The organism is Flavobacterium panici (assembly GCF_903819335.1).
Taxonomy (GTDB): Bacteria; Bacteroidota; Bacteroidia; order Flavobacteriales; family Flavobacteriaceae; genus Flavobacterium; species Flavobacterium panici.
Map to the genome: position 1 here is coordinate 187,595 of NZ_CAIJDE010000062.1, position 25,920 is coordinate 213,514.

Here is a 25,920-nt window from a genome sequence, read left to right on the forward strand (position 1 = left end):
TACTCATACACAAACTCTATACAAACAAAAAAGCGAGACATTTCTGCCTCGCTTTTATATATAAAATATAATAAAAAAAATTATACTTTTATTTCTACTTCAACTCCACTTGGCAATTCAAGTTTCATTAACGCATCAATAGTTTTAGATGAAGATGAATAAATATCAATCAATCTCTTGTATGACATTACTTCAAATTGCTCTCTCGCTTTTTTGTTAACGTGCGGAGAACGCAACACAGTGAAAAGTTTTTTGTGAGTTGGTAACGGAATTGGACCTGTTACAACTGCTCCAGTAGTTTTTACTGTTTTTACGATCTTTTCAGCAGATTTATCTACCAACATGTGATCGTAAGATTTTAGTTTTATTCTGATTTTTTGACTCATTTTCTTTAAATTAAGCGTTACCTTTTGCTTTTTTGATTACCTCTTCTGAAATATTAGAAGGCGTTTCTGCATAGTGAGAAAACTCCATTGTTGAAGTAGCTCTACCAGAAGACAACGTTCTTAATGTAGTTACATATCCAAACATTTCTGATAAAGGCACATCAGCCTTAATAGTTTTAGCACCATTTCTATCACCCATATCATTAACCTGACCTCTACGACGGTTCAAGTCACCTACAATATCACCCATGTTTTCTTCTGGAGTAATAACTTCGATTTTCATGATCGGCTCAAGAATAACAGCTCCAGCAGCACGTCCTGATTCTTTATAACCCATTCTTGCAGCTAACTCAAAAGATAATGCATCAGAATCCACAGGGTGAAAAGATCCATCAGTTAAAGTTACTTTTAAACTATCCACAGCATATCCTGCTAATGGACCAGTTTTCATAGCTTCTCTAAATCCTTTTTCAACAGCAGGGATATATTCTTTAGGAACGTTACCACCTTTTACAGCATTGATAAATTGTAATCCAACCGGAACTTTACCATCAACTTCATCAGCAGGCTCGATTGTAAATACGATATCACCGAATTTACCACGACCTCCAGATTGTTTCTTGTAAGTCTCTCTATGTGTTGCAGATCTTGTAAACGCTTCTTTATACTCAACTTGAGGCTCACCTTGGTTTACTTCAACTTTAAATTCACGTTTCATACGATCTACTAAGATATCTAAGTGAAGCTCACCCATACCTGAAATAATAGTCTGCCCAGAAGCCTCATCAGTTCTAACTGTAAATGTTGGATCTTCTTCAGCTAATTTCGCTAAAGCCATACCCATTTTATCAACGTCAGCTTTTGTTTTTGGCTCAATAGCAATACCAATTACAGGATCAGGGAATTTCATAGATTCCAAGATAATTGGATTCTTTTCATCACAAAGAGTATCTCCTGTTTTAATATCTTTAAATCCAACAGCAGCACCAATATCTCCAGCCTCAATAAATTCGATTGGATTTTGTTTATTAGCGTGCATCTGGTAAATACGAGAAATTCTTTCTTTATTACCAGAACGAGTATTTAAAACATAAGAACCAGCATCTAGACGTCCAGAATATGCACGGAAGAAAGCTAAACGCCCAACGAACGGGTCAGTAGCAATTTTAAATGCTAAAGCAGCAAATGGCTCTTTAACATCTGGCTTACGTAAAATTTTCGTTTGGTCTTCTTCTAATAAATCAGCATCATCAGGATGAATTCCTTCAATACCTTCTTTATCTAAAGGAGATGGTAAATATTTACAAACTGCATCCAACATAAACTGAACACCTTTGTTTTTGAAAGACGAACCAGCAAGCATTGGGATAATTGCCATATCAATAGTAGCAGCTCTTAATGCATTGTTGATTTCTTCCTCTGTAATAGAGTTTTCATCTTCCATATATTTATCTAAAAGATTTTCATCATAAGTTGCAATCTCTTCGATAAGAATAGAACGGTAATGCTTAACATCATCAATCATATCCGCTGGGATATCAACGATATCAAAAGTAGCTCCTTGTGTTTCATCATGCCATACAATAGCTTGATTTTTCACTAAGTCAACAATACCTTTAAAATCAGCTTCATCTCCAATAGGCAAAGTAATTGCAACCGCATTCGATTTCAACATATCTTTAACCTGTCCGCATACAGCTAAAAAGTTAGCACCTTGACGGTCCATTTTATTCACGAATCCCATACGAGGAACTCTATATTGATCAGCAAGTCTCCAGTTAGTTTCTGATTGAGGCTCAACACCATCAACAGCACTAAATAAGAAAACCAAACCATCAAGTACACGTAAAGAACGGTTTACCTCTACAGTAAAGTCAACGTGTCCAGGAGTATCAATAATATTAAAGTGGTAAGGCAATGATTCTGGAAGTGCTTTACCTTGCTCTGTTGGAAAATTCCAAGTACAAGTTGTAGCAGCAGAAGTAATTGTAATACCTCTTTCCTGCTCTTGCGCCATCCAGTCCATTGTTGCAGCACCATCGTGTACCTCACCAATTTTGTGTGACTTTCCAGTATAAAAAAGAATACGCTCAGTAGTTGTTGTTTTACCAGCATCAATGTGAGCAGCAATTCCGATATTTCTTGTATATTTTAAATCTCTAGCCATTTCTTACGAATTAAAATCTAAAGTGAGAGAATGCTTTGTTAGCCTCTGCCATTTTGTGAGTATCCATTCTTTTCTTAACCGCAGCACCTTCTTCTTTAGCAGCAGCTAAACATTCTGACGCTAAACGTTGTGCCATAGATTTTTCGTTTCTTCTTCTAGAATAAAGTATTAACCACTTCATTGCCATAGAAATTTTTCTATCTGGACGAATCTGCATTGGAATTTGAAATGTAGCTCCACCAACTCTACGGCTACGTACTTCTACGTGAGGCATAACGTTTGTTAAAGCATCTTTCCAGATCTCTAATGAAGTTTTCTCATCATTTTGCTTTTTAGTTTCAATGATATCAATTGCATCATAAAATACTTTGAAAGCTGTAGATTTCTTACCATCCCACATTAAGTTGTTTACAAAACGCGTTACCAATTGGTCATTAAACCTTGGATCCGGTAAAAGTGGTCTTTTCTTTGCCGCTCTTTTTCTCATGTCTTTTTCTTAAAAGTTTTAAATTACTTTTTTGCTTCTTTTGGGCGTTTAGCACCGTACTTAGATCTTCTTTGCGTTCTTCCTGCAACTCCTGACGTGTCAAGCGCTCCACGAACGATATGATATCTAACACCTGGTAAATCTTTTACCCTTCCGCCTCTAACTAATACTATCGAGTGCTCTTGTAGATTGTGTCCTTCTCCAGGAATGTAAGCATTCACCTCATTACCATTTGTCAAACGCACACGCGCAACTTTACGCATTGCAGAGTTTGGTTTTTTTGGTGTAGTAGTGTAAACACGCGTACAAACCCCTCTTCTTTGAGGACAAGAATCTAAAGCAACCGATTTACTCTTCTTAGTTATCTGAGTTCTTCCTGTTCTTACTAATTGTTGAATTGTTGGCATAATTAATACTAAAAATTATTATGTTTATTAAATTCCCGCTTTTTACGGGGTTGCAAATGTATAAAATAATTTTCACTATACAAACGTTAATCTATTAATTTTCAACAACATTATTTATTAGTATGTTTTTACAAACAAACAATAGATATTTGCATACACTTTAATTAAATAAAAACATTTTCTCTTGAAACAGTTTTTTACTACATTGTTTTTTTTACTTATAAGCTTTTCTGCCTATACTCAAACCTTTTATCTAAAAATAAATGGGTCAAATGATGTTGAAAATAAAATTATCGACTCCTTAAACTATAACACAACTCATCCCAATATCAAATCTTTATTTGACGAAATAAAAAACACTTCCGGTAAACTTTCAAAAAAAGGCTTTCTAGACAATAAAACACTAGAAAACAACAAAATAAACGATAGCACATATACCGCACTTTTCAGTCTAAAAAACCGAATAAAAAGTATACATATATATATAGGTATAAATAATCATTTTTTTGACCCTCATAAAAACCAAAATGATTCCATAATTCTCCCTTATACTGAAATTGAAAATTATTTAAATACCAAAATAATCCAAGCCGAAAAAGAAGGTTTTGCGCTGAGCAAAATTAAACTCGAAAATATTCGAAGAAAGAATTTGACAATTTATGCCGACTTAAATTTTAAATCCGAAAAAAAACGCAATGTAAATTCAATTATCCTAAATTATGCAAATAGCAATTCTGGCAACTTTTTCCCTAAAGGCCATTTAAAGCAGCTTAATAAAAAATACCTGAACAAAACATTTAATCAGGAAATCACAAAACAGCTTTACGAAGACATTAATAATTTCGAGTTTGTTTCCCAAACAAAATACCCCGAAATACTTTTTACAAATGACTCTACTAAAATCTATACTTACATAGAAAAAAGAAAAGCAAACACTTTTGACGGTTTTATTGGATTTTCAAATGACGAAAACAAAAAAGTAACGCTTAATGGATATCTTGATATTCAATTAATCAACACACTTCATGCCGGAGAGCAATTTTCATTATACTGGAAAAGCGATGGAAACCAACAAAAGACTTTCAGCACCAAACTCGAAATTCCATATATATTCAAATCATCACTCGGAATAAAGGCTCAATTAAACATATTCAAACAAGACAGTACTTTTCAAAACACAAAAACAGCTATCGATTTAGGGTATTACATAAATTACAATTCCAAAGTGTATCTCGGATATCAAGCTACAGAATCAAGCGATATCCAAAACACAAATAACTCAACCATTAGCGATTTTGACAATTCGTATTTCACATCAACTTACGAATATAAAAAAATAGACTACAACAATTACCTTATGCCCAAAAAAGCATTTTTAAATTTAGCAGCTGGTTATGGAAAAAGGAACACAAATAATGATTTAGAAACAGCAGGATCCAGTAACCAATTTTACACAAATTTAAATGCCGGTTATAATTTTGAACTCAATAACAAAAACTATATTAACATAAATTCACAAAATTTTTACCTGCATAGCAAAAACTACATTTCAAACGAATTATTCAGATTTGGCGGAATCAGGTCAATAAGAGGTTTTTTAGAAAATAGTCTCCAGGCAAATTTCACAGCCTCCATTCTTACAGAGTACCGATATATTGTTTCTTCAAATCTCTACATTAATTCGATCTTGGATTATGGAATATACCAAGAACTTACAAGCGTTACAGACCCAAACAAAATAAAAAAATTAATAGGAATCGGAATTGGAACCTCAATACAAACACCAAACGGATTAATAAATATTAATCTCACAAACGGAGCAAACAAAACACAGGAATTACAATTATATAACACTATCATAAACATATGTTATAATGTTAAATTTTGACCTTTAACGAAAAAAAAAAATATTTTACTAGGAAAGTTAACAAATTATTAAGAGTTTTGCGATACTAATTCAAAATATTTAAAAATGAAACTAAAGTTCAATGGATTCTTAGTACTTTTATTAGTACTAGTTGCGCAACTTTCTTTTGCGCAAGAAAGAGCTGTTTCGGGAACAGTTTCTGATAATGCAGGAATGCCTTTACCAGGTGTTAGTGTATTAGTTAAAGGAACAAAAGCCGGAACACAAACCGATTTTGATGGTAAATACTCTATCAAAGCATCATCAAGCCAAATTTTGGTATTTAGCTACATTGGGATGAAAACCCAAGAAATAGCTGCAACTTCATCAACAGTTAACGTAAGTTTAGCTGGAGATGCGCAAGAACTTGAAAGCGTTGTTGTAACAACAGCTTTAGGTGTAAAAAGAGAGAAAAAATCTCTTGGTTACGCTACACAAGAGGTTAAAGGAGGCGATTTAAGAAATGGTACATCAAGTGGTAACTTCTTAAACGAACTTTCTGGAAAAGTTGCGGGTGTTAACATTACAAGAAACACAAACTTTGGTGGATCTACTAGTGCAATATCTCGTGGGGTTAAAGCAATAGGTCAAAGTAATGAAATGTTAATCGTTATTGATGGTATGCCTATCAACAATGGAAACAATACAAATGATGGATTAACTACTCAGTCTTCAGGAGCAAGAGGATACGATTATGGTAATAATGGTATGGACATCAACCCAGAAGACATCGAAAGTGTTAACGTTTTAAAAGGTGCTGCTGCATCTGCATTATACGGTTATTTAGCTGGTAATGGGGTTTTAATGATTACTACTAAAAAAGGTAAAGCTAAAAAAGGATTAGGAATTACAGTTTCATCTGAAGTAGTAACAGGTTCTCCAGACAAAAGCACATTCGTAAAATATCAAAAAGAATACGGGGCAGGTTATGGAGCTTCTTTCGGTGAGCAGGATATTGACGGTGATGGTACTCCAGATCTAGTTGTTGCAATGGGAGATGATGCTTCTGTTGGAGATAGATTTGACCCATCATTAAATGTTTACCAATGGGATGCTTTCTCTGCTTACCCAGGAAATGCTAACTATGGAAAAGCTACACCTTGGAAAGCTGCAGCAAATGATCCAAATTCATTCTTCCAAAATTCACTTTCATTAGTAAACAGTATCGCATTTGAAGATGGTAACGAAAAAACAAACGTTGTTTTTAATTACACAAATACAAACCAAACTGGTACGTTAATCAACAGTGAATTAAGAAAAAACAACTTCAGTTTAAAATTAAATCACCAGTTTACTGACAGATTATCTCTTAGCACTTTCGCTAACTTCTCTGCTCAACAAACTACAGGTAGAAACATGACTGGATACAGCGACAATATCGTTTCTGGTTTCCGTCAATGGTGGCAAACTAACGTTGACATCAAACAACTTGAACAGGCTTACAACAATTCAGGTGAGCAAAATATTACTTGGAATAGAAAATCTCCAGAAAATGGAGCTCCAGCTTACTGGAATAACCCATATTTTGAGCGTTACAAAAACTACCAAAATGATAGAAGAAATCGTTTTATTGGTTATGCTAACTTGACATACAAAATTGCTGACTGGCTTTCTGCAACAGGAAAAATCTCAACAGATACTTATGATGAGTTACGTGAAGAAAGAGTTGCTGTAGGTTCTGTAGCAAAAACTTTTGGTATCAATGCTCTTGACGAAACTTCAGGTTACCAACGTTATAATGGTAACTTCTCTGAACAAAACTATGATTTACTTCTTAACTTCAAACATAACTTTGGAGAAGACATTAGTTTAACTGGAGTAGCTGGGGGTACAATAAGAAACACTTATTTCAACCAAATTACAGCTTCTACTCAAGGAGGTTTAATTATTCCTGGAATTTACAGCTTATCAAATTCACGTGCTGCAAGTCCATATCCGTATGAAAGAGAAACAAGAACATCTGTAAACAGTTACTATGCTTCTGCTTCTTTAGGATATGTAGACACTTACTTTATTGATGCAACTGCACGTAGAGATGCTTTCTCAAATCTTCCTGCAGATGACAATACTTTAACTAGTTATTCAGTTTCTGGTAGCTGGGTATTCTCTAAAAACTTAAACGCAAGCTGGTTATCTTTTGGTAAATTAAGAGGAGGTTACTCTGAAAGCCCACTTGGAACTCCTGCTTTAGCATTAGTTGATACTTATACTAAATTTGATCCATTCAACAATAATCAAATGTATTCTGTAAACTCAATTAAAAATAACCCAGACTTAAAGCCTATTAAGACAAACACTACCGAGGTTGGTCTTGAGATGCAGTTCTTAAACAGAAGAGTTGGATTTGACGTGAGTTTATACAAAAACGTAAATGATGGTGAAGCTGTAAGAGTTCCTTACTCAACTGCTACAGGATATACTTCTAAGTATGTAAATGCTGCAACAATTGAAAACAAAGGTATTGAGGTTCAGTTTAATGTTACTCCAATAAAAACAAATAATTTTTCTTGGGATATCAACGTAAACTGGTCTAAAAACGAAAACAAAGTAACAGCTTTAGCTGATGGAGTTTCTAACTTACAAATTGCTTCATTCCCTGGAACTGTAACTTTAAATGCTGTAGTTGGACAACCTTTTGGAGTGTTAAAAGGAACAGATTACACTTATACTGCTGACGGGCAAAAAATCATTAACCCATCAACTGGTAGATATGTAATTAACACTTCTACAAACAATATTATTGGAAACATCAATCCTGACTGGATTGGAGGTATTCGTAACAAATTTTCTTACAAAAGCTTAGCATTCAGCTTCTTAATTGACACTAAACACGGAGGAGATGTTTTCTCAACTGACCAATGGTATGGCGTAGGAACTGGACTTGGTGATGGAACTGCTGGTAATAATGATCTTGGTCTTCCAAAAAGAAACTCACTTGTTAATGGTGGAGGTGTAATCCTTCCTGGTGTTTATGCTGACGGAACTCCAAACACAACAAGAACTGTTTACTCAACAGGTGGAGCTATAACAAATGCTTATACTAACGGACCAAGAAGTCAGTATGTTTACGATGCTGGTTTTATTAAACTAAGAGAGGTAAACATTACTTATACTTTACCATCTTCATTAGTACAAAAAATGAAATTGGTAGATGCAAAAATTTCACTTATTGGATCTAACTTATGGATAATCCAAAAAAATCTTCCAGATGCAGACCCAGAAAGTGGATTAGGATCTAACGTAGGATCTCAAGGTCTTTCTATCGGTTCTTTACCAACAACTAGAAATATTGGTTGTAACTTAACAATAAAATTCTAAGCTATGAAAAATAGACTAATAATATTAATATCGTTTATAACCTTATTTGCATCATGCTCTGATGACTTTGGAGGAATGAACGAAGACACAAAAAACCCAACCATTACTTCACCTGAGTTCTTATTCACCAATGCAGAAAAAACTATGGTGGATCAGGTTACAAGTACATCTGTAAACTTTAACGTATTCAGATTGTATGCTCAACAATGGACAGAGGTACAGTACCCACAAGAAACTCAATATGACCTTACTGGACGCACAATTCCAGATCGTCATTGGGCAACTTATTACCGTGATGTATTGAGAGATTTTAAAGAAGCTAAATCACTTTTGATATCTCAAAAAGCTAATTATACTGGAGCACCAGAAGGTTTAGTAGTTTTTGACAATAAAATTGCTATTATCGACATTTTATCTTCTTACTCATATGCTATTTTAGTTGATACTTTTGGAGATGTTCCTTACAGTGAAGCTTTAGATATCGATGGACACCCTCAACCAAAATATGATGATGCACAAACTATCTACAAAGATCTTATTGCTGTATTAACTGCAGCGTCTCATAAATTAGATCAAAGCGCAGATAGTTATGACGAAGCTGATCTTATTTTTGGTGGAAACACTGCTAAATGGGCTAAATTTGCTAACTCTCTACGTTTCAGATTAGCTATCAATATGGATGATGTAGATCATACTTATGCTAGCGCACAAGCATTAGCGGCTCAAGCTGATGGTTTAATTTTAGCTAGTACTGATGGAGCATATATGCCATATACTACAAATACAACTAATAACAACCCGTTATATCTTGATTTAGTAGCTAGTGGACGTGATGATTTCTTGCCAGCTAATACATTCGTAAATAAAATGAATGCTCTTTCTGATCCAAGAAGAGCAAAATACTTTACAGAATTCCCTGCAGGTTCAGGACAATACAAAGGTGGTGTATACGGAACTGTTAACGTTTATGGAGATTTCTCTCACTTAACAGAAACTATTAAAGATCCTGTATATCCTGGTGTTCTTTTCACTTATTCAGAAGTAGAGTTTTTATTAGCTGAAGCTGTAGAAAGAGGAATTGCTGTTGGTGGAACTGCTGCATCTCACTATAATGCGGGTATTACTGCATCTATGCAAGATTGGGGAGTTTCTTCTGCTGACATTTCAGCTTACTTAGTAAGATCTGATGTAGCTTATGCAACTGCTGCTGGAACTTGGCAACAAAAAATTGGAGAACAAGCATGGATCTCCTATTTCAACAGAGGTTTTGAAGCATGGACTTCTTACAGAAGATTAGACTTCCCTGCTTTAGTAGCTCCTCCAGTAACTTTTGGTGATATCACTGAAGTTCCAAAACGTTACTCTTATCCAGGAATTGAGCAAACATTAAATGCTGCAAATCTAGAAGCTGCAGTTGCAAAATTGGGTAACAATAATGTAACTACTAAAATTTTCTGGGATAAACATTAATATTTAATATTACAAATATGAAAAAATATATAAAACAAATTGCTACGTTCGCATTAATTGCAATTCTAGCTTCTTGTGATGCCGCAGATGACAATATTGAATATTCAACCGCGGGAGGGAACGTAGTTCCAACAACATCAAGTATTAGTCGTTTAGACAACAATTATAATTTACCTCTTAATACTTTTACAAAAGAAGGCGTAACGGTATCTAAAGTTGAAATCTATAAGAATGCTGCTAAAACTACTTCAGATCCTATAGTATTGGGAGACAAAGTTGCAGATGCTACTCTTACTGATGGAAAAGCTACTTTCAACACTTCTTCATTAGGAAGCTTTGATGTATTTCCTGTAACTTCAGGTGGTACTACTACTCTAACAGGAAAAACTGGAAGCTATGCATTAGCAATTATTTCATCATACTCTGATGGTTCAACTACAAGAGCTACATGGACTTTAACCGTTGGAAAAGGAATTGTTTGGCAAATTTACAATGCTGATGGTGACCCTGTAACTAACGCTACAAGTGGTGTAACAACAGCACCTTATAATGGCACTGAACCAGTGATCATTACTTTTGCTCCAGTTAAAAAATCTACTACAGTTGTTAACAGTATTGTTGGAGAGTGGTCTAAAAATGGCGGTGCTTTTTCTGCATTACCAGGAACATTACCTACTACACGTCAAGATTTAGACATAGCTGCAATCCCATACTCAACTTATGGAGGTCTTGCAGCAGGTGACAAAATCACTTACAGATTTACTATAACTGCTGGAACTCAAACTGATGCAATTTCTACAACAGTTACTTTCAACTAAGAAAAAATATTAATCAAAATAATATTTTTTAATAATACTAAAAGCCATCCCGTTCATTCGGGGTGGTTTTTTTTTATATAAACATTATACCTATATTTGCCTCATGGAAAAAGAACATCAAATATTTGGTATTAGAGCCATTATAGAAGCGATACAAGCTGGTCAGGAAGTTGACAAAGTATTTATACAAAAAGAAATTTCTGGAGAATTAATGAAAGATTTAATGAAGGTAATGAAACGTGCCAACATTAATTTTTCTTATGTTCCAGTTGAAAAACTAAATAGATTAACACCTAATAATCATCAAGGTGCTGTTGCAACAATCTCCCCTATTGGATTTATTGATATAGAACATTTAGTAGAGTCAACTATTGCTTCGGGTTCAAAACCTTTATTTTTAATATTAGATCAAATCTCAGATGCGAGAAATTTTGGTGCTATTATCAGAACTGCAGAATGTACAGGAGTAAACGGAATTATCGTTCAAAAAGCAGGTTCTGCTCCAGTAAATGGTGACACAGTTAAAACATCTGCCGGCGCAGTATTCAATGTGCCTATTTGCAAAGTTGAACATATCAAAGATGCTATATTCTATCTTCAGGGATCTGGAATAAAAACTGTAGCCGCTACAGAAAAAACAGATCAAAACATTTATGACTTATCATTAAATGAGCCTTTAGCTATTATAATGGGATCTGAAGACAGAGGTATAAATCCTTCTGTTTTAAAAATTGTAGATGAAAAAGCAAAATTACCAATGTTTGGTTCCATAGGATCGCTTAATGTATCTGTTGCATGCGGTGCATTTTTATACGAAACAGTTCGTCAGAGAAGTTAATAAAGCGTCCAGAAGTAGAATGACAACTTAATAACTATTAAATGTCTTCAAAACTTGCTCAAAATATAGTACTTAGAAAAATCTGTTCTTCAATTGTAATTTTTCTAATTACAATGATGAGTTATGGTCAAACAACAAAGTACAATCAATTTTGGGGTGAGATTCAATTTAGCCGAACTATAAATAAAAAGTGGTCAACTGAACTTAATTTAGGAACAAGTTACAGCAGTACTGAATCATCCCCAAATATTTTTGAGCAAAACACACAAAGATCATTTAGAGCCTGGGGACATTATTATTTGTCTCCACGATGGAAGTTATCATCATTTATAGCATACTTTAACAATAAAGATGTTCCTGAAATAGGTCAATTTGAATCTCCAGAATGGCGATTTGCTTTGCAGGGTATTTATTACTTCCATAAAACCGGATATACTTTAAGTACAAGGATGCGAACGGAACTTCGTCATATGAAAAATGAAGATGATAGCTACGAAAACGTAATTCGATATCGCCAGCAAATTAAATACTTACAACCTATTAACAGTAAAGTTTTACGAGAAGGTGTTGTTTATGCTATTGCTTCTAATGAATTATTTTTTAAATCGGGAACAAAAGTTACCGGTCTTAGTTTTTTTGATAGAAACAGATTAAATATTGGTGCAGGTTATCTGTTTTCAGATGACATACAAATTGAACTAACTTATGCCAACGAATATCTTCCCAGAGATAACGGAAATCAAATCGTAAACGCCGCCTCATTCACACTTACATTTAATAATTTTTTTGAAAATCTAAACAAAAAGTTCTTACATAAATCAGAAACTACAAGTGAGGATTAAGTTTATTTTTCTTCTTCTTTTAAAAAACAAGCCAGCTGCTTTACAATTTCATCTTTATGCAATTTGAAATTGTAATCACGTATAAACTCAGTTCCTTTCATATTTATAGAAGCAACAACAGCTTCAAATTTAGAAAACGCAGTTAAATCCTTTTTGTCAATTAAATACAAAACCTGCATAACAGAATCATTTTTTACATACTGTGTATCATAATGCGTTAATTTATATGCATTATTATCAGCTAAGTGTATTATTAAATCATCTTTGATTCCTTTTCCTATCTTTTTTTCCGGAAAAGGTGTGGGCTGTAGAGCAACAAAATAATTTTCTTTATCGGTAACAATATTTATTTTTAGAGATTTAGATTTTGTAGTATAAAAAGCTGCCGGATCAAAATAATAAACCATGGAACCGTCTGCAAGTACTCTATTTTTTACATCGCATTGAGCAAAAGATTCAGCACTTCCAAAAATCAATAAAATTAAAACAGAGAAAAAAGTATTTTTCATGAGTTGGATTAATTAAATTAAAGTGTTCCTTAACAAAATTAATCATTTTAATTCATAAAAATCATTCTTCAGAACCTTTATCAACTGGTTCTGATTTGGTTACAATATAATTTACAATAACATTTGAATTAAAATACGCATCAGGATTTTCAATTTCTTCTTCAGGAATTTCAGTATTTACGAAATTTCCATCTTCATCAAAATGCTTCATAAAAGCATCCTGCGAAGGATCAAAATCTGGTTTCTGCCAATCGTAAATTATAGGTTTTGTATATTCAGAAGTCTTATAATATAAAGAAAGTCCAAATCCCGTAATAAATCCGCCTAAATGTCCTTCCCAGGAAATTGCAGCATCTACATCTGGAAAAACATACCAAATCATTCCTCCATAAAGCAAAATAACAGATAAGGAAAGTGCCACCAAACGATAATATTTAGTTTGTATTCCTTTAAAAAAAATAAAACTTACCAGAACATAAATTAATCCACTGGCTCCAATATGAAAGTTTGGACGGCCAATAATCCAGGTTATCAATCCCGAAAATAAAATTCCATAACCAATAACGCCTAATGACTGCTTGGGATAAAAAAACTGCAAAGCTGTCAGTAAAACCAAAAGCGGAATTGAATTGTTATATAGATGGTCTAAATTTTCATGGATAAATGGACTAAACAACACGCCTTGTAATCCGGAAAAATCTCTGGGATAAATTCCGTTTTGATAAAAATCAAAATCGAATCGAATCTGAATCCAGTATATAACCCATAGAAAAAGCACAAAAAATACCGGAACTCCAACAACTGCTGTTGAAAATTTAAATTGATTATCATTCATATAGTTTCGATTCTAATTGATGTTCTGGCATCAAAAAACTATCCAAATAAAAATTACTGATAATTTGTCAGCTATTCTATTATATGTTAAATGTTTAAAAATTGAAATGCTATATAGTATCTCATGTAACAAAATTAATTTTGAAAATAGTAATTTTACAAAATGGAAGCACCGTTAGCCGAGCGTATTCGCCCACAGAAATTAGAGGATTATGTTAGTCAGAGTCATTTGGTTGGACCAAATGGTTCGTTGACGCAGCAAATTTCAAAAGGAATAATTCCTTCACTTATTTTTTGGGGACCGCCCGGAACAGGCAAAACAACTTTAGCACAAATTATTGCGCAGGAATCTAAACGTCCTTTTTATATTTTAAGCGCCATTAATTCCGGGGTTAAAGATATTCGCGATGTAATTGAAAAAGCAAAACAAAGCGGCGGTTTATTTACTGCCAAAAATCCTATTTTGTTTATTGATGAGATTCACCGATTTAGTAAATCACAGCAAGATTCACTTTTAGCTGCTGTTGAAAAAGGATGGATTACACTTATTGGTGCAACTACAGAAAACCCAAGTTTTGAGGTTATTCCCGCATTATTATCGCGCTGTCAGGTCTATATACTAAATGCTTTTACAAAAGATGATTTAGAAGCCTTATTGCATCGTGCAATGAAAATTGACGTGGAATTAGCATCTAAAAAAATCACTTTAAAAGAAACGGAAGCACTACTACGACTTTCTGGCGGAGATGGCAGAAAACTGCTTAATATTTTTGAGCTTGTAGTTAATGCTTCTCCAAGCGATAACGTAATTATTACCAACGATCGTGTTTTTGAACTTGTTCAGCAAAATACTGTTTTATATGACAAAACTGGTGAACAACATTATGATATTGTTTCTGCTTTTATAAAATCCATAAGAGGAAGTGATCCAAATGGTGCAGTTTACTGGCTGGCAAGAATGATTGAAGGCGGTGAAGATGTAAAATTTATTGCCCGCAGAATGTTGATTTTATCTAGTGAAGATATTGGAAATGCAAATCCTACGGCGTTTATTATGGCTAATAATACTTTTCAGGCGGTTTCAACGATTGGTTATCCAGAAAGCAGAATTATATTAAGCCAATGCGCTATATATCTTGCAACATCTCCAAAAAGCAATGCATCTTATATGGCAATTGGAAATGCACAGCAATTAGTAAAACAAACAGGAGATTTACCAGTTCCAATTCATTTACGAAATGCTCCAACAAAATTGATGAAAGAATTAGGATATGGCGAAGACTATAAATACTCGCATGACTATGCAAATAATTTTGCCGAGCAGGAATTTCTACCCGATGCCATAAAAGAAACGGTTCTTTACAATCCTGGAAGCAACTCTAGAGAGAACAGCAACCGCGAATTTTTAAAGAACCGTTGGAAAGATAAATATGGTTATTAAACCATATTATATTTTAGAATTTTACAGAAACTTTTTCTGAAATCAATTTATCATTTTGATAATACTCAAAATACCATTGATTGTCTTTTGCGTTTAAAGATCCCTGAATTCCATCTTTAATGGCAATAAAAGAATCTGCATGCGAAGTTTTCAATAATTTCATTACCACTTTTGGTGTTTTATCAATTAACTGAAATCCATTTTCTGTTGGCTGTGCATACAATAAATTGGGATCTGAAAGATTAACTACAGGTTTCTCTTCAACTGGAGCACTGCTAACTATTGCTGCAGCAACTGGAGCCACAGCTTGCGTTACATTAGAAGAAGTTGAAGAAGCAGTTTTTCCATTATATTTATAGTGCAGTCCAATAACAGATACAAATGCACCTTCAAGACTTTCTTTATACGCTACTTCGTAGTCTTTCTCCCTGCTCTTTCCAGTTTCAGAAGTATAAATTACTTTTCCGTAGCAGTCTTTAAATTGAATAAAAAGTTTTGTTACTAAAAAAGCATTGTCTCTTTTAACATCAATATACAAAAGCTCACATCTATCAATTCCTGCAGGTATTTGCTCATTAGTATAATAAGCCTCAAAACCGGCTTTAAGTAAATTTGATTTAGTTAAGGTTGCTAATCGATATTGATTATCTGTTTTGATGAAATCATATTTAAGAGGAATTATAACGGCTTTATAATCGTTAACAGATTGCGAAAATCCAATAGCCGAACAAAATAGCAAAGCCAGTAAAACTTTTATTTTCATAATTATAGGTATTTTTTTAGTTCTAGTAAATGATTAATTTGTTTTAAATTTTTAGGAACATCAATATTTCTGATGTTAAAGAAAATAGCATCCATCCCAGCGTTTAAAGCGCCATTAACATCTGCATCAAAATCGTCTCCAATCATAATACTGTTTTCTTTTGAAGCCTGAGCCAAATTGACAGCATAATCAAAGATAATACTATTTGGTTTTTTAACTCCGGCTAATTCAGAATTTGTAATGGTACTGAAATATCCGCCAAGCGAAGCATTATTAATTTTTTTGGTTTGAACGTGTGCAAAACCATTTGTTATAATATGCAGCTTATATTTAGGTTTAAGATATTCTAAAACTTCAATTGCTCCATCAAAAAGATGATTATTATCGGTCAAAAACTCAATATAATCATTAGCAATCTGATCTATATTTTCATCAGAAATAGAATAATTTAACGCATCAAAAGAATATTTTAATCGGTTATAACGTAATTCCTGATGCGTAATCTCATCATTTTGATACAACCTCCAGCATTCCTGATTTATGGGAACATATTTTTTAATAAAATCTTCAATTTTTATCTCTCCGAAATTATTTTTAAAAATGCGATCAAATGCCATTTCTGAATTTTTATCAAAATCCCAAAGCGTATGATCTAAATCAAAAAAAATGTCTGTAATGTTGGTATTCATAGATTAAAAAATTCCTTCATCTACAAAACTATAATATTTTGTTTCAGTAATAATCAAATGATCTAAAATTTTAACATCTAGGATCTCTCCTGCTGTTTTTATTTTCTTTGTAATTTGTTTGTCTGCATCACTTGGATTCAAATTCCCAGAAGGATGATTATGACACAAAATCAAACCTGTAGCACCATTTTCTAATGCTAATTTAAAAACCAAACGTATATCTACAATCGTTCCTGCAATTCCTCCTTTACTTAATTGTGATTTAGAAATAACCTTATTAGAATTATTCAGAAAAAGTACCCAAAATTCTTCATGTGATAGTTCACCTATTATTGGTTGCATAATTTCGAAAGCATTTTTACTTGAAATAATTTTGTCCAATTGTACTATATCCTCTGCCCTTCTTCTACGTCCTAATTCTAAAGCAGCAATAATGGTAATTGCCTTTGCTTCGCCAATGCCTTTAAATTGCATTAATTGAGAAATAGATACTTTTCCTAAAGAATTTAAATTTCCAGCACTGGCCAAAATTCGTTGACTTAAGGCGACTGCCGATTCATTGCGACTTCCAGAACCGATTAAAATAGCCATTAACTCAGCATCGCTTAAAGCATCTTTGCCTTTAAGCATTAATTTTTCCCTTGGTTTGTCATCTTCTGACCAATTTTTAATGGGAAAATTTGTAGTTTCCATCTAAAGTAAAATTTAATTATTTAAAGGAAACTCTTTTCTTAATCTCCACAGCGAATATATTAAAAAATAAGAAAAATCTCTCGTAAATAAAATTCAGATTTCGAATAATAATAAAAATGTGCCAATCGCTTTTTGCAATTGGCACATTTTCTAATTCTTTAAATTGACTAATTTTCCTAATTAATCAATTGTTTTACTTCATCAAAATTCAAACCTCCATAATTTCCTGAACTCATTAATAAAAGTGCAGAATTGTCAAGATTTAAGTTGAATAAGTATTCTTTAAATTCAGCTGGATTTGTATAGATGATTAAATCTTCTCTGTTAAATGAAGTTGCTATTTGTTCATATGTTACTTCTTCTAACTGTTTGATTTTTACAGCATCTGGAGAATAAAAAACAACTGCAACATCAGCATATTCTAATGCACCTTCATATTCTTTCAAAAATTCGGCATTTAAACTGCTGTACGTATGCAATTCTAAACAAGCTACCAAAGTTCTATTTGGATATTGCTCTTTTACAGCTTTAGTTGTTGCCGCAACCTTACTTGGCGAATGTGCAAAATCTTTGTAGGCAACTTTTCCTTTTCCTTCGGCAATTTTTTCTAAACGTTTAGAAGCTCCTTTAAAACTGGCAATTGCCTCATAAAAATCAGCTTCATCAACTCCCATATTTTGGCAGATCCATTTTGCTCCGGCAAGATTATTTAAATTATGCGCTCCAAAAACTTCAATTGGCATATCGCCTTCTGGCGTTTTCAATAAAGTTACACCATCGCTAACCGAATATTCTGGAGTGTGGTAAGCTAATTTACGAATAGGATTTGTTGCAGCCTCAGAAACACGTTTTACTTCCGGGTCATTTTCATTATAAACTAAAATTCCTCCATTTGTAATTTTCGAAATAAAAATTTCAAATTGCTCTACATAATTTTCATACGTCGGAAACACATTGATATGATCCCATGCAATTCCTGAAATCAAAGCAATATTGGGCTGGTATAAATGAAACTTCGGACGACGATCTATTGGCGACGATAAATATTCATCTCCTTCTAAAACCATAAAATCATTTTCTTCAGTAAGATGCACCATCGTATCAAAACCTTCTAATTGTGCACCAACCATATAATCAACTTCAATGTTATGATAATGCATAACGTGCAAAATCATAGAAGTAATAGTAGTTTTTCCGTGCGAACCGCCAATTACAACACGAGTTTTATTTTTAGATTGTTCGTATAAAAATTCTGGATAAGAATAAATTTTAAGTCCCAATTCCTGCGCTTTCAACAATTCCGGATTATCAGCTTTTGCATGCATTCCTAGAATTATGGCATCAATATCGGCAGTGATTTTTTCAGGAAACCAGCCCAGTTCAACAGGAAGAATTCCTTTTTTCTCTAATCTTGATTTTGAAGGCTCAAAAATAGCATCATCGCTTCCTGTAACCTGATATCCTTTATTATGCAATGCTAATGCTAAGTTGTGCATAGCGCTTCCGCCTATAGCGATGAAATGTGTTTTCATTTAAAATGTTTAATCGTTAAACTGTTTAATTGGTTAATCGAAAAAGCCAATAACTAATAAAACTCCAATAATTATTTTTCAAAAATAAGGAAATATAAAATGTGTTATTTCCTTTTATAGATAAATTAGTACTTTGTACGAAAAATATTTTTAAACCTTTCCCAACCTTTATCGAGAAACTGCCCTCTATAGATAAAAAGCACTTTATGAAAAATATACTATTTATTTTATTATTGATTTCTACCACAATTTTTGCACAGCAAAATGATAAAAGATGGGACAAAGTTATTGCCCTTGAAAATGAAGGCAAAGTAAAATCGGCAAACGAAATTGTTTCTAAAATTTACAAAAAAGCAATAAGTCAAAAAGACGAGGTCCAAATGATAAAATGCTTTTTCTATCAATCTAAATATCTACAGGTTGTGGATGAAAATGCACAAACCAAAATTTTAAATAATCTTAAAACCGATATCAACCGAGTTTCTATTCCATCAAAAGCAATTTTGAATTTGGTCTACGCAAAATGTTTAACCGATTATTTCGCCCGAAATAAATATCAAATTGAAAAAAGAACAAATACCGAAGAGCTGGATAATGATTTCCTGACCTGGACTGCAAAAAATTTCAATGCTCAAATTGATCTCGCTTTAAAAAATTCTATGGAAAACGAGACTGTTTTAAAAAACACTTCCCTGACTAAGTACGAAGCTATTTTTGACTATCCAGCCATTGGGAAATTTAAAACTCTTAATTTATTAAATCATGTAATATCAGAAAACATATACCTTCAATCGCAAAAAATTCGTACGTGGGAAATTCAAAAAAGTGATTTTTTATCTTCTAAAAAAGATCTTTTAGGAGATTCAAATGATTTTATAAAATTAAACTTTGATTCTGTTTCAAACGAAAATCTTAAAATTACTTTAAAACTTTATCAAAGACAAGAAATTAACAATTCGACTGCCGAAAATATTTGGGGAAGAATTCAGTTTCTCAAAAAAAATATTTTGGACGCAGATGAAGATTACATTCAGGCTTTAGCTGCTCTTCAAAACAAAACTGATAATGTGCTTTTAATACAAAACATTCAGTTAGAAAGAGCCTCTTTTTTATCTCAAAAAGCCTCAAAAAAAGCATACCCTGATTATAATATAAAAGCAATTGCAATTTTAGACAGCATTTTACAAATTAACAACAGATCAAACGCTTATAAACTTGCCATGCAGCAAAAGGAAAACATTTTATATAAAAATTTAAATGTGCAGCTTCAAAAATATATTTATAACAACGAAAATACGCGCGCTTTTGTTCAATATAAAAATATCGAAAAACTTAAAATTTCCTTTTTCAAAATTTCACAAGCACAGCTTATTAATCTCACAAAATCTTATATCACAACAGACGGTATTAGAGATACAATCATTCAAAAAACAAAACCTGCAATTTCACAATCTTACATCTTAACCAACAAAAAAGATTATTTTGAATATTCAACAGAAGTTTTGCTGCCACAACTAGAGACAGGTTCTTATTTAGTATATTTTGAAAGTGAGGCTGATTCAAATGACAGGAAAGCTTATGCCTTTGAAACTATTACAGTTTCTGACTTTATAATTTTAGGAACTCAAAATGATACAGCGGAAATTTATCAGATTCTGGATCGAAAAACCGGAAAACCATTAGAAAATGTAAACATCAAATCTCAGTCAATTAACGTTTTAACAAATAAAAACGGAATTGCGGTTTTTGAAAAGAAAATTAACCAGTATACTTATCAACCTATTACTGTTTACACACCAAAAGATACTCTTTACATTGAAAACAAATATCTTGCTTACAATAATCTATACAGCGATAAAAATGAGGATCAGAATAATTTTAAAGGGAAAGTAGAATTTTATTTAGACCGTGCAATTTACCGTCCGGAACAAACCGTTTACTATAAAGGAATTGCGACACAAAAAACTAAAAACAAATCGGCTGTAGTTCCCTTTACAACATTTCAAGTTATTGTTGAAGATCCTAATAATACTGAAATCAAAGAATTTGATGTTATAACAAATGAGTTTGGTTCTTTTTCGGGCGAATTTGTTCTTCCAAAATCTGGCCTGACAGGTAGTTTTTTAATTACTGCCGATGAACCTACTGACTATGAAAATGATAAAGTTTATGATAAAACAAAAGATGAGCATCCATTTTGGGATAATGTAGATTTTGAAACTTCCCAAATCGATTTTCAGGTTGAAGAATACAAACGTCCAAAATTTGAGGTAACTTTTGAACCTAAAAAAGAAAGTTTTCAGCTTAATCAACTAGTTAAAGTAAAAGGAACTGCAAAAGCTTTTGCAGGAAGTAACATTTCTGATGCAAAAGTAACTTATACCGTTACCCGACATACGACTTATTTAAGACATTTCTATAATCAGGAAGTTGAAAATGAAGTATTAGCCGTTGAAGAAACTAAAACTGATGCCTCAGGAAAATTTTCAATTGATTTTACAGCTCTTCCTGCTAAAAACTCTAAGAAAGAACTATTGCCTGTTTTTAATTATGAAATAAAAGCTTCTGTTACTGATATCAACGGAGAAACTCATGATGCTGGCACTTCTATAAAAGTTGGTTACCATGACTTAGAATTAAATGCTGTAATTCCTAATGAAATCTACACTAAAAATAAAAATGAGATTAAACTTTTAAGCACTAATCTCAATGGAGAATTTATGCCAATTAAAGGAGAAATAAAAATTTACTATCTCAACCCATTCTCTACAAAATTTAAGGGCAGAGTATTTCCTAATCCTGAAATAGAATCTATTTCAAATTCTGATTTTGAAAAATTATTCCCATACGAAAACAATCAAAATTCAAAAGAAAAAACAACCGAAATCTTATTGTATTCCAAAAATATAGATACACAAAAAGACAAAACTCTTGCTTTAGATTTCATTTCAAATTATAAATCCGGTGACTATAAAATTGTCTTTTCTGCAAAAGATAGTTTTGGAAATTTAATAGAAAACAATTCAAATTTCAGGCTTTTTCAAAGCAGCGATAAATTTGACACAAGTCGTTTATTTAATGTAACACAAATAAATCAAGATGCCTTAAAAGACGGTTTTGTTTTAATAAAACTAACTTCTGTTCTTCCAGAATTATATATTACTGGGACAGCCAGTTATGAAAACAAATTGTATTCAGAAGAAATATATCACCTTCAAGATCATGAAGCGTTAGTTAAGATCCCGATAAAAAAAGAATTTCAAAATGGGGTAATAATTGATTTCACAAGTATATACGAAAATCAAAAATTTGACAATAATGTTTTTGTTATTTTAAAAAGAGAAAAACCAGAATTTAAATTTGATGTAGAAACATTTAGATCTAAAATACAACCCGGAAGTAACGAAAACTGGTCTTTTAAATTAACCGGAACAGCTGCAAAAAAAGAATCTGAAGTTTTGGCGTCAATGTATGACAGCTCGTTAGATCAATTTACCACAAAAAATTGGCCAAGCTTAAATCTTGATCAATACAATATTGGACACAGTTACAAAGCACTTTTAGGTAACGAAAAAACATATACTACAATCCTTAATTTAAATACTCCGTCTAAGCGTATTGAACTAAAAAATGAAAGTACAAAACTAATCTGGTTTGGATTTGATTTTGCCCGCACCAGCAATGATGTAATTTATTTACAAAGAGAATATCAAAGACAGTTAACAAAAAAAATAAAAAAACCATTAGATGCTAAATTGATTTCTGGTATTGTAACTGATCGGGATCAATTACCTCTTCCTGGTGTGAGCATAACTATTAAAGGTACACAAAGAAGCACAAGTACTGATTTTGACGGATATTATGAAATTGAAGCAAAAGAAAATGAAGAACTTGTTTTCGCCTATATTGGTTATAAAAATCAATCTGCAATTGTTTATAAAGACAAAACCATCAATTTAGAATTAACAGCAGAATCAAATCACTTAGAAGAAGTTGTTATAGTTGGTTATGGCACGCAAAAAAAGAAGTCAATAACAGGTTCAATCTCCCAAATAGTTCTTTCAGAAGATAATGCTGTTTATGATTTCACTGGATTTTCACAACAATTGGCCGGAACGGTACAAGGTGTACAAATTAGAGGAGCATCGACAATTAAAGGAGCCAATCCTTTATATGTAGTTGATGGGCAAATAGTAAGCGATATCAAAAATTTAAATCAAAATGAGATTTTATCAATTGATGTTTTAAAAGATGAAAAAGGAACCGCTCTTTATGGAAGCAGAGCAGCACATGGAGTTATAATTATTACAACTAAAAGTGCATTAGAAGCCTTAACGCAAGTAAAAGCCAGAAAAAATCTTTCTGAAACTGCTTTCTTTTTTCCGAATTTAAAAACAGATTCTAATGGAAAAGTGAGTTTTAACTTTACTTCTCCAGAAGCATTGACCGCTTGGAAACTTCGTCTTTTAGCTCATAATAAAAATGCTGTTTCCGGTTATTTAGAGAAAAGTGTTATTACACAAAAAGATTTAATGGTTTTACCAAACTTTCCACGTTTTCTTAGAGAAAAAGATACAATTGTTATTAGTACCAAAATCGCTAATGTTACCGCTGAAGCGAAAACCGGAATTGCTTCTTTACAATTTTTTGACGCCGTGACAATGCAGCCAATCGACGCAAAATTGCTAAACACAAATAATATTCGAAATTTCACTATTCCTGCTTATGGAAACACAACGGCAAACTGGACAGTTACAATTCCGGAAGGTTTACAGGGTGTTCAGTATAAAATTTTGGCTAAATCCGGTAATTTTTCAGATGGAGAAGAAAACATCATTCCTGTTTTGACAAACAATATGCTCGTTACAGAAAGTATTCCAGTTTGGGTTCGTGAGAATTCGACTAAAGAATACACATTCGAAAATTTAAAAAACAATAATTCTACAACATTAAGAAATCATCAGTTTACGTTTGAATATACTTCAAACCCAACCTGGATTGCCATTCAATCTTTACCATATTTAATGGAATACGAACATGAATGTGCAGAACAAACCTTTGCACGTTTTTATGCCAACGCTTTAGCATCAGAAATAATCTCCAGTAATCCAAAAATTGCGACTGTATTTGAAGATTGGAGAAAAAATGGAAAACCAATTTCTAAATTAGAAGAAAACGAAGAATTGAAATCAATTATTTTGGCCGAAACACCTTGGCTGAATGATGCTCAAAATGAAGATGAAAAGAAAAAGAATATTGCTCTTTTATTTGATTTAGAGAAAATGAAAACTTCTCAGGAAACTGCATTCGATAAATTAAAACAAAAGCAAAAATCATCTGGGGGTTTCTCTTGGTTTGACGGCGGTTATGAAAGCGAATATATCACAAGACATATTCTGGCAGGTTTAGGTCATTTAGCAAAATTGAGTAAAAATGATATTGCAAAAATCGATGAAATCGCCAAAATAGGAATTCCGTTTTTAGACAATAAGTTTTTAAACTACCACAGATTCAGGACCAAAAATTTAAAAACAACCGATAAACTAATCTGGATTAATCCGTATTCTGATCTTCATTATTTATATACCAGAAGTTTTTATTTAGAAAAATATCCTATTTCTGACACTTTAAAAAAGGTTACTAAATTGTATTTAGAGACTGCAAAAAAAGAATGGCTTGATTATTCACTTTATGAAAAAGGACTGGCGGCTTTAACTTTGAATAAATTTGGAGAAAAAGAAACTGCTAAAAAAATTATCGAAAGTCTAAAAGAAACTTCTTCAAATAATGAAGATTGGGGAATGTACTGGATTGCCAACAAATCTGGCTGGTATTGGTATCAGGCGCCAATTGAAACTCAGGCTTTATTGATTGAGGCTTTCGCCGAAGTTACGCAAGACACCAAATCTGTAGATGCGATGAAAGTCTGGTTGTTAAAAAACAAACAAACCAAAAACTGGCCAACAACAAAATCTACAACCGAAGCTATTTATGCTTTATTATTGCAAGGTACAGATTGGCTTTCTGTAAAAGACAACACAATTATAAAATTGGGTGACGAAAAAATTATAACCAAAAAGCTGGCAGAAAATAAAAAAGAAGCCGAAACAGGTTATATCAAATTAAACTGGAAAGCTGATGAAGTAAAGAAAGAAATGGCTTCTGTCAGCATTCAAAATAAATCAAAAGTTCCGGGGTTTGGCGGTATTTACTGGCAGTATTTTGAAGATTTAGATAAGATTAAAAATAATTCGGGAGCCGTTTTATCTGTTTCAAAAGAATTATATTTAAAGAAAAGCACTTTGAAAGGAGATGAATTAGAAAGAATTACAGCAAAAAATTCTTTAAAAACCGGAGATTTGGTTACGGTACGTTTAATTATTACTTCAAAAGAAGATACAGAATATGTTCATTTAAAAGATATGCGAGCTTCTTGTTTTGAACCTGTAAATGTACTTTCAGAATATAAAGACTCAGATAATATAGAATATTATATAAGTACAAAAGATGCTGCAACACATTTCTTTTTTGATGAAATCAATAAAGGAACTTATGTTTTAGAATATGATATTCGAGTAAATAACAGCGGCGAATTCTCAAACGGAATTACAACAATCCAAAGTATGTATGCTCCGGAGTTTGCAAGTCATACAAAAGGAATTCGAGTAAAAGTTCAATAAAAATTCGAAAAAATAAATTCCAAATTCCAACAAAAGTATATAATTTATCCTTTTGTCAGGCTGAGCGAAGTCGAAGCCCTTCCCGACATGTAAGCCTTCGACTTCGCTCAGGGTGACAATAAATTTCATAATTACTTTCT

The 25,920-nt window shown here is 32.6% G+C and carries 18 protein-coding genes; 8 read left to right on the forward strand and 10 right to left on the reverse strand.

Annotated features, from left to right (window positions below):
• Positions 1 to 80: 80 nt before the first annotated feature.
• The 4 genes from rpsJ to rpsL are packed head-to-tail and all read right to left on the reverse strand — an operon-like array spanning position 81 to position 3,447.
• A complete protein-coding gene (gene rpsJ, locus FLAPXU55_RS20865; RefSeq protein ID WP_007803605.1) occupies positions 81 to 386 on the reverse strand; it encodes a 30S ribosomal protein S10 in 306 nt (101 codons plus the stop codon).
• 10 nt (positions 387 to 396) lie between these two features.
• Positions 397 to 2,553 carry an elongation factor G gene (gene fusA / locus FLAPXU55_RS20870; protein WP_053470826.1) on the reverse strand — a complete coding sequence of 719 codons (2,157 nt, stop codon included), beginning with the start codon at positions 2,551 to 2,553 and terminating at the stop codon, positions 397 to 399.
• Positions 2,554 to 2,563: 10 nt separating this feature from the next.
• On the reverse strand, positions 2,564 to 3,040 hold the full coding sequence (gene rpsG, locus FLAPXU55_RS20875; protein ID WP_026727879.1) for a 30S ribosomal protein S7: 477 nt from the start codon (positions 3,038 to 3,040) through the stop codon (positions 2,564 to 2,566).
• Positions 3,041 to 3,063: 23 nt separating this feature from the next.
• Complete coding sequence (rpsL, locus tag FLAPXU55_RS20880; RefSeq protein ID WP_007136570.1) at positions 3,064 to 3,447, reverse strand: 30S ribosomal protein S12; 384 nt, start codon at positions 3,445 to 3,447, stop codon at positions 3,064 to 3,066.
• 184 nt (positions 3,448 to 3,631) lie between these two features.
• Here rpsL and FLAPXU55_RS20885 point away from each other — a divergent pair, with 184 nt between their 5' ends.
• From FLAPXU55_RS20885 to FLAPXU55_RS20910, 6 genes are all read left to right on the forward strand, one after another.
• Entirely contained in the window at positions 3,632 to 5,335 is a 1,704-nt protein-coding gene (locus FLAPXU55_RS20885; RefSeq protein WP_180861056.1) for a BamA/TamA family outer membrane protein, read from the forward strand.
• 84 nt (positions 5,336 to 5,419) lie between these two features.
• The gene (locus FLAPXU55_RS20890) at positions 5,420 to 8,671 is read left to right on the forward strand and encodes a SusC/RagA family TonB-linked outer membrane protein (protein ID WP_180861059.1); all 3,252 of its coding nucleotides are present in this window, start codon (positions 5,420 to 5,422) and stop codon (positions 8,669 to 8,671) included.
• A gap of 3 nt (positions 8,672 to 8,674) precedes the next feature.
• Complete coding sequence (locus tag FLAPXU55_RS20895) at positions 8,675 to 10,141, forward strand: SusD/RagB family nutrient-binding outer membrane lipoprotein (RefSeq protein ID WP_180861062.1); 1,467 nt, start codon at positions 8,675 to 8,677, stop codon at positions 10,139 to 10,141.
• A gap of 17 nt (positions 10,142 to 10,158) precedes the next feature.
• A complete protein-coding gene (locus FLAPXU55_RS20900; protein WP_180861065.1) occupies positions 10,159 to 10,959 on the forward strand; it encodes a hypothetical protein in 801 nt (266 codons plus the stop codon).
• Positions 10,960 to 11,062: 103 nt separating this feature from the next.
• Positions 11,063 to 11,797, forward strand: a complete 735-nt coding sequence (gene rlmB, locus FLAPXU55_RS20905) for a 23S rRNA (guanosine(2251)-2'-O)-methyltransferase RlmB (protein ID WP_073486710.1) — start codon at positions 11,063 to 11,065, stop codon at positions 11,795 to 11,797.
• A gap of 41 nt (positions 11,798 to 11,838) precedes the next feature.
• Positions 11,839 to 12,639, forward strand: a complete 801-nt coding sequence (locus FLAPXU55_RS20910) for a DUF2490 domain-containing protein (RefSeq protein WP_180861067.1) — start codon at positions 11,839 to 11,841, stop codon at positions 12,637 to 12,639.
• Between the two features lie 2 nt (positions 12,640 to 12,641).
• On the opposite strand, the gene FLAPXU55_RS20915 is transcribed toward FLAPXU55_RS20910, so the two are convergent.
• On the reverse strand, positions 12,642 to 13,148 hold the full coding sequence (locus tag FLAPXU55_RS20915) for a hypothetical protein (protein ID WP_180861069.1): 507 nt from the start codon (positions 13,146 to 13,148) through the stop codon (positions 12,642 to 12,644).
• Between the two features lie 61 nt (positions 13,149 to 13,209).
• On the reverse strand, positions 13,210 to 13,983 hold the full coding sequence (locus FLAPXU55_RS20920; RefSeq protein ID WP_180861071.1) for a rhomboid family intramembrane serine protease: 774 nt from the start codon (positions 13,981 to 13,983) through the stop codon (positions 13,210 to 13,212).
• A 162-nt stretch (positions 13,984 to 14,145) separates the two neighbouring features.
• Between FLAPXU55_RS20920 and FLAPXU55_RS20925 the strand changes: the two genes are divergently transcribed.
• Positions 14,146 to 15,423, forward strand: a complete 1,278-nt coding sequence (locus FLAPXU55_RS20925) for a replication-associated recombination protein A (protein WP_053470818.1) — start codon at positions 14,146 to 14,148, stop codon at positions 15,421 to 15,423.
• Between the two features lie 13 nt (positions 15,424 to 15,436).
• On the opposite strand, the gene FLAPXU55_RS20930 is transcribed toward FLAPXU55_RS20925, so the two are convergent.
• The 4 genes from FLAPXU55_RS20930 to FLAPXU55_RS20945 all read right to left on the reverse strand — a co-directional run bounded on the left by FLAPXU55_RS20930 (position 15,437) and on the right by FLAPXU55_RS20945 (position 19,100).
• Entirely contained in the window at positions 15,437 to 16,186 is a 750-nt protein-coding gene (locus FLAPXU55_RS20930; protein ID WP_180861073.1) for a hypothetical protein, read from the reverse strand.
• Between the two features lie 2 nt (positions 16,187 to 16,188).
• Positions 16,189 to 16,875, reverse strand: coding sequence for a YjjG family noncanonical pyrimidine nucleotidase (locus FLAPXU55_RS20935; RefSeq protein WP_180861075.1), 687 nt, complete (start codon positions 16,873 to 16,875; stop codon positions 16,189 to 16,191).
• A 3-nt stretch (positions 16,876 to 16,878) separates the two neighbouring features.
• Positions 16,879 to 17,568 (reverse strand): RadC family protein, encoded by a 690-nt coding sequence (gene radC / locus FLAPXU55_RS20940; RefSeq protein WP_053470815.1) that lies wholly within the window; start codon positions 17,566 to 17,568, stop codon positions 16,879 to 16,881.
• 176 nt (positions 17,569 to 17,744) lie between these two features.
• Positions 17,745 to 19,100 carry a UDP-N-acetylmuramate--L-alanine ligase gene (locus FLAPXU55_RS20945; protein ID WP_180861076.1) on the reverse strand — a complete coding sequence of 452 codons (1,356 nt, stop codon included), beginning with the start codon at positions 19,098 to 19,100 and terminating at the stop codon, positions 17,745 to 17,747.
• A 206-nt stretch (positions 19,101 to 19,306) separates the two neighbouring features.
• On the opposite strand from FLAPXU55_RS20945, the gene FLAPXU55_RS20950 reads away from it, so the two are divergent.
• Complete coding sequence (locus FLAPXU55_RS20950; RefSeq protein ID WP_180861077.1) at positions 19,307 to 25,780, forward strand: alpha-2-macroglobulin family protein; 6,474 nt, start codon at positions 19,307 to 19,309, stop codon at positions 25,778 to 25,780.
• Positions 25,781 to 25,920 lie beyond the last annotated feature (140 nt).

Bases quoted from the DNA above. Each gene is read 5' to 3' on its own strand.
- FLAPXU55_RS20895 (WP_180861062.1), top strand. From the start codon at position 8,675: ATGAAAAATAGACTAATAATATTAATATCGTTTATAACCTTATTTGCA.
- FLAPXU55_RS20915 (WP_180861069.1), bottom strand. From the start codon at position 13,148: ATGAAAAATACTTTTTTCTCTGTTTTAATTTTATTGATTTTTGGAAGT.
- rpsG (WP_026727879.1), bottom strand. From the start codon at position 3,040: ATGAGAAAAAGAGCGGCAAAGAAAAGACCACTTTTACCGGATCCAAGG.
- FLAPXU55_RS20930 (WP_180861073.1), bottom strand. From the start codon at position 16,186: ATGAAAATAAAAGTTTTACTGGCTTTGCTATTTTGTTCGGCTATTGGA.
- FLAPXU55_RS20900 (WP_180861065.1), top strand. From the start codon at position 10,159: ATGAAAAAATATATAAAACAAATTGCTACGTTCGCATTAATTGCAATT.
- radC (WP_053470815.1), bottom strand. From the start codon at position 17,568: ATGGAAACTACAAATTTTCCCATTAAAAATTGGTCAGAAGATGACAAA.
- FLAPXU55_RS20910 (WP_180861067.1), top strand. From the start codon at position 11,839: ATGTCTTCAAAACTTGCTCAAAATATAGTACTTAGAAAAATCTGTTCT.
- FLAPXU55_RS20935 (WP_180861075.1), bottom strand. From the start codon at position 16,875: ATGAATACCAACATTACAGACATTTTTTTTGATTTAGATCATACGCTT.
- FLAPXU55_RS20945 (WP_180861076.1), bottom strand. From the start codon at position 19,100: ATGAAAACACATTTCATCGCTATAGGCGGAAGCGCTATGCACAACTTA.
- FLAPXU55_RS20925 (WP_053470818.1), top strand. From the start codon at position 14,146: ATGGAAGCACCGTTAGCCGAGCGTATTCGCCCACAGAAATTAGAGGAT.
- rpsJ (WP_007803605.1), bottom strand. From the start codon at position 386: ATGAGTCAAAAAATCAGAATAAAACTAAAATCTTACGATCACATGTTG.
- FLAPXU55_RS20890 (WP_180861059.1), top strand. From the start codon at position 5,420: ATGAAACTAAAGTTCAATGGATTCTTAGTACTTTTATTAGTACTAGTT.
- fusA (WP_053470826.1), bottom strand. From the start codon at position 2,553: ATGGCTAGAGATTTAAAATATACAAGAAATATCGGAATTGCTGCTCAC.
- FLAPXU55_RS20950 (WP_180861077.1), top strand. From the start codon at position 19,307: ATGAAAAATATACTATTTATTTTATTATTGATTTCTACCACAATTTTT.
- rlmB (WP_073486710.1), top strand. From the start codon at position 11,063: ATGGAAAAAGAACATCAAATATTTGGTATTAGAGCCATTATAGAAGCG.
- rpsL (WP_007136570.1), bottom strand. From the start codon at position 3,447: ATGCCAACAATTCAACAATTAGTAAGAACAGGAAGAACTCAGATAACT.
- FLAPXU55_RS20920 (WP_180861071.1), bottom strand. From the start codon at position 13,983: ATGAATGATAATCAATTTAAATTTTCAACAGCAGTTGTTGGAGTTCCG.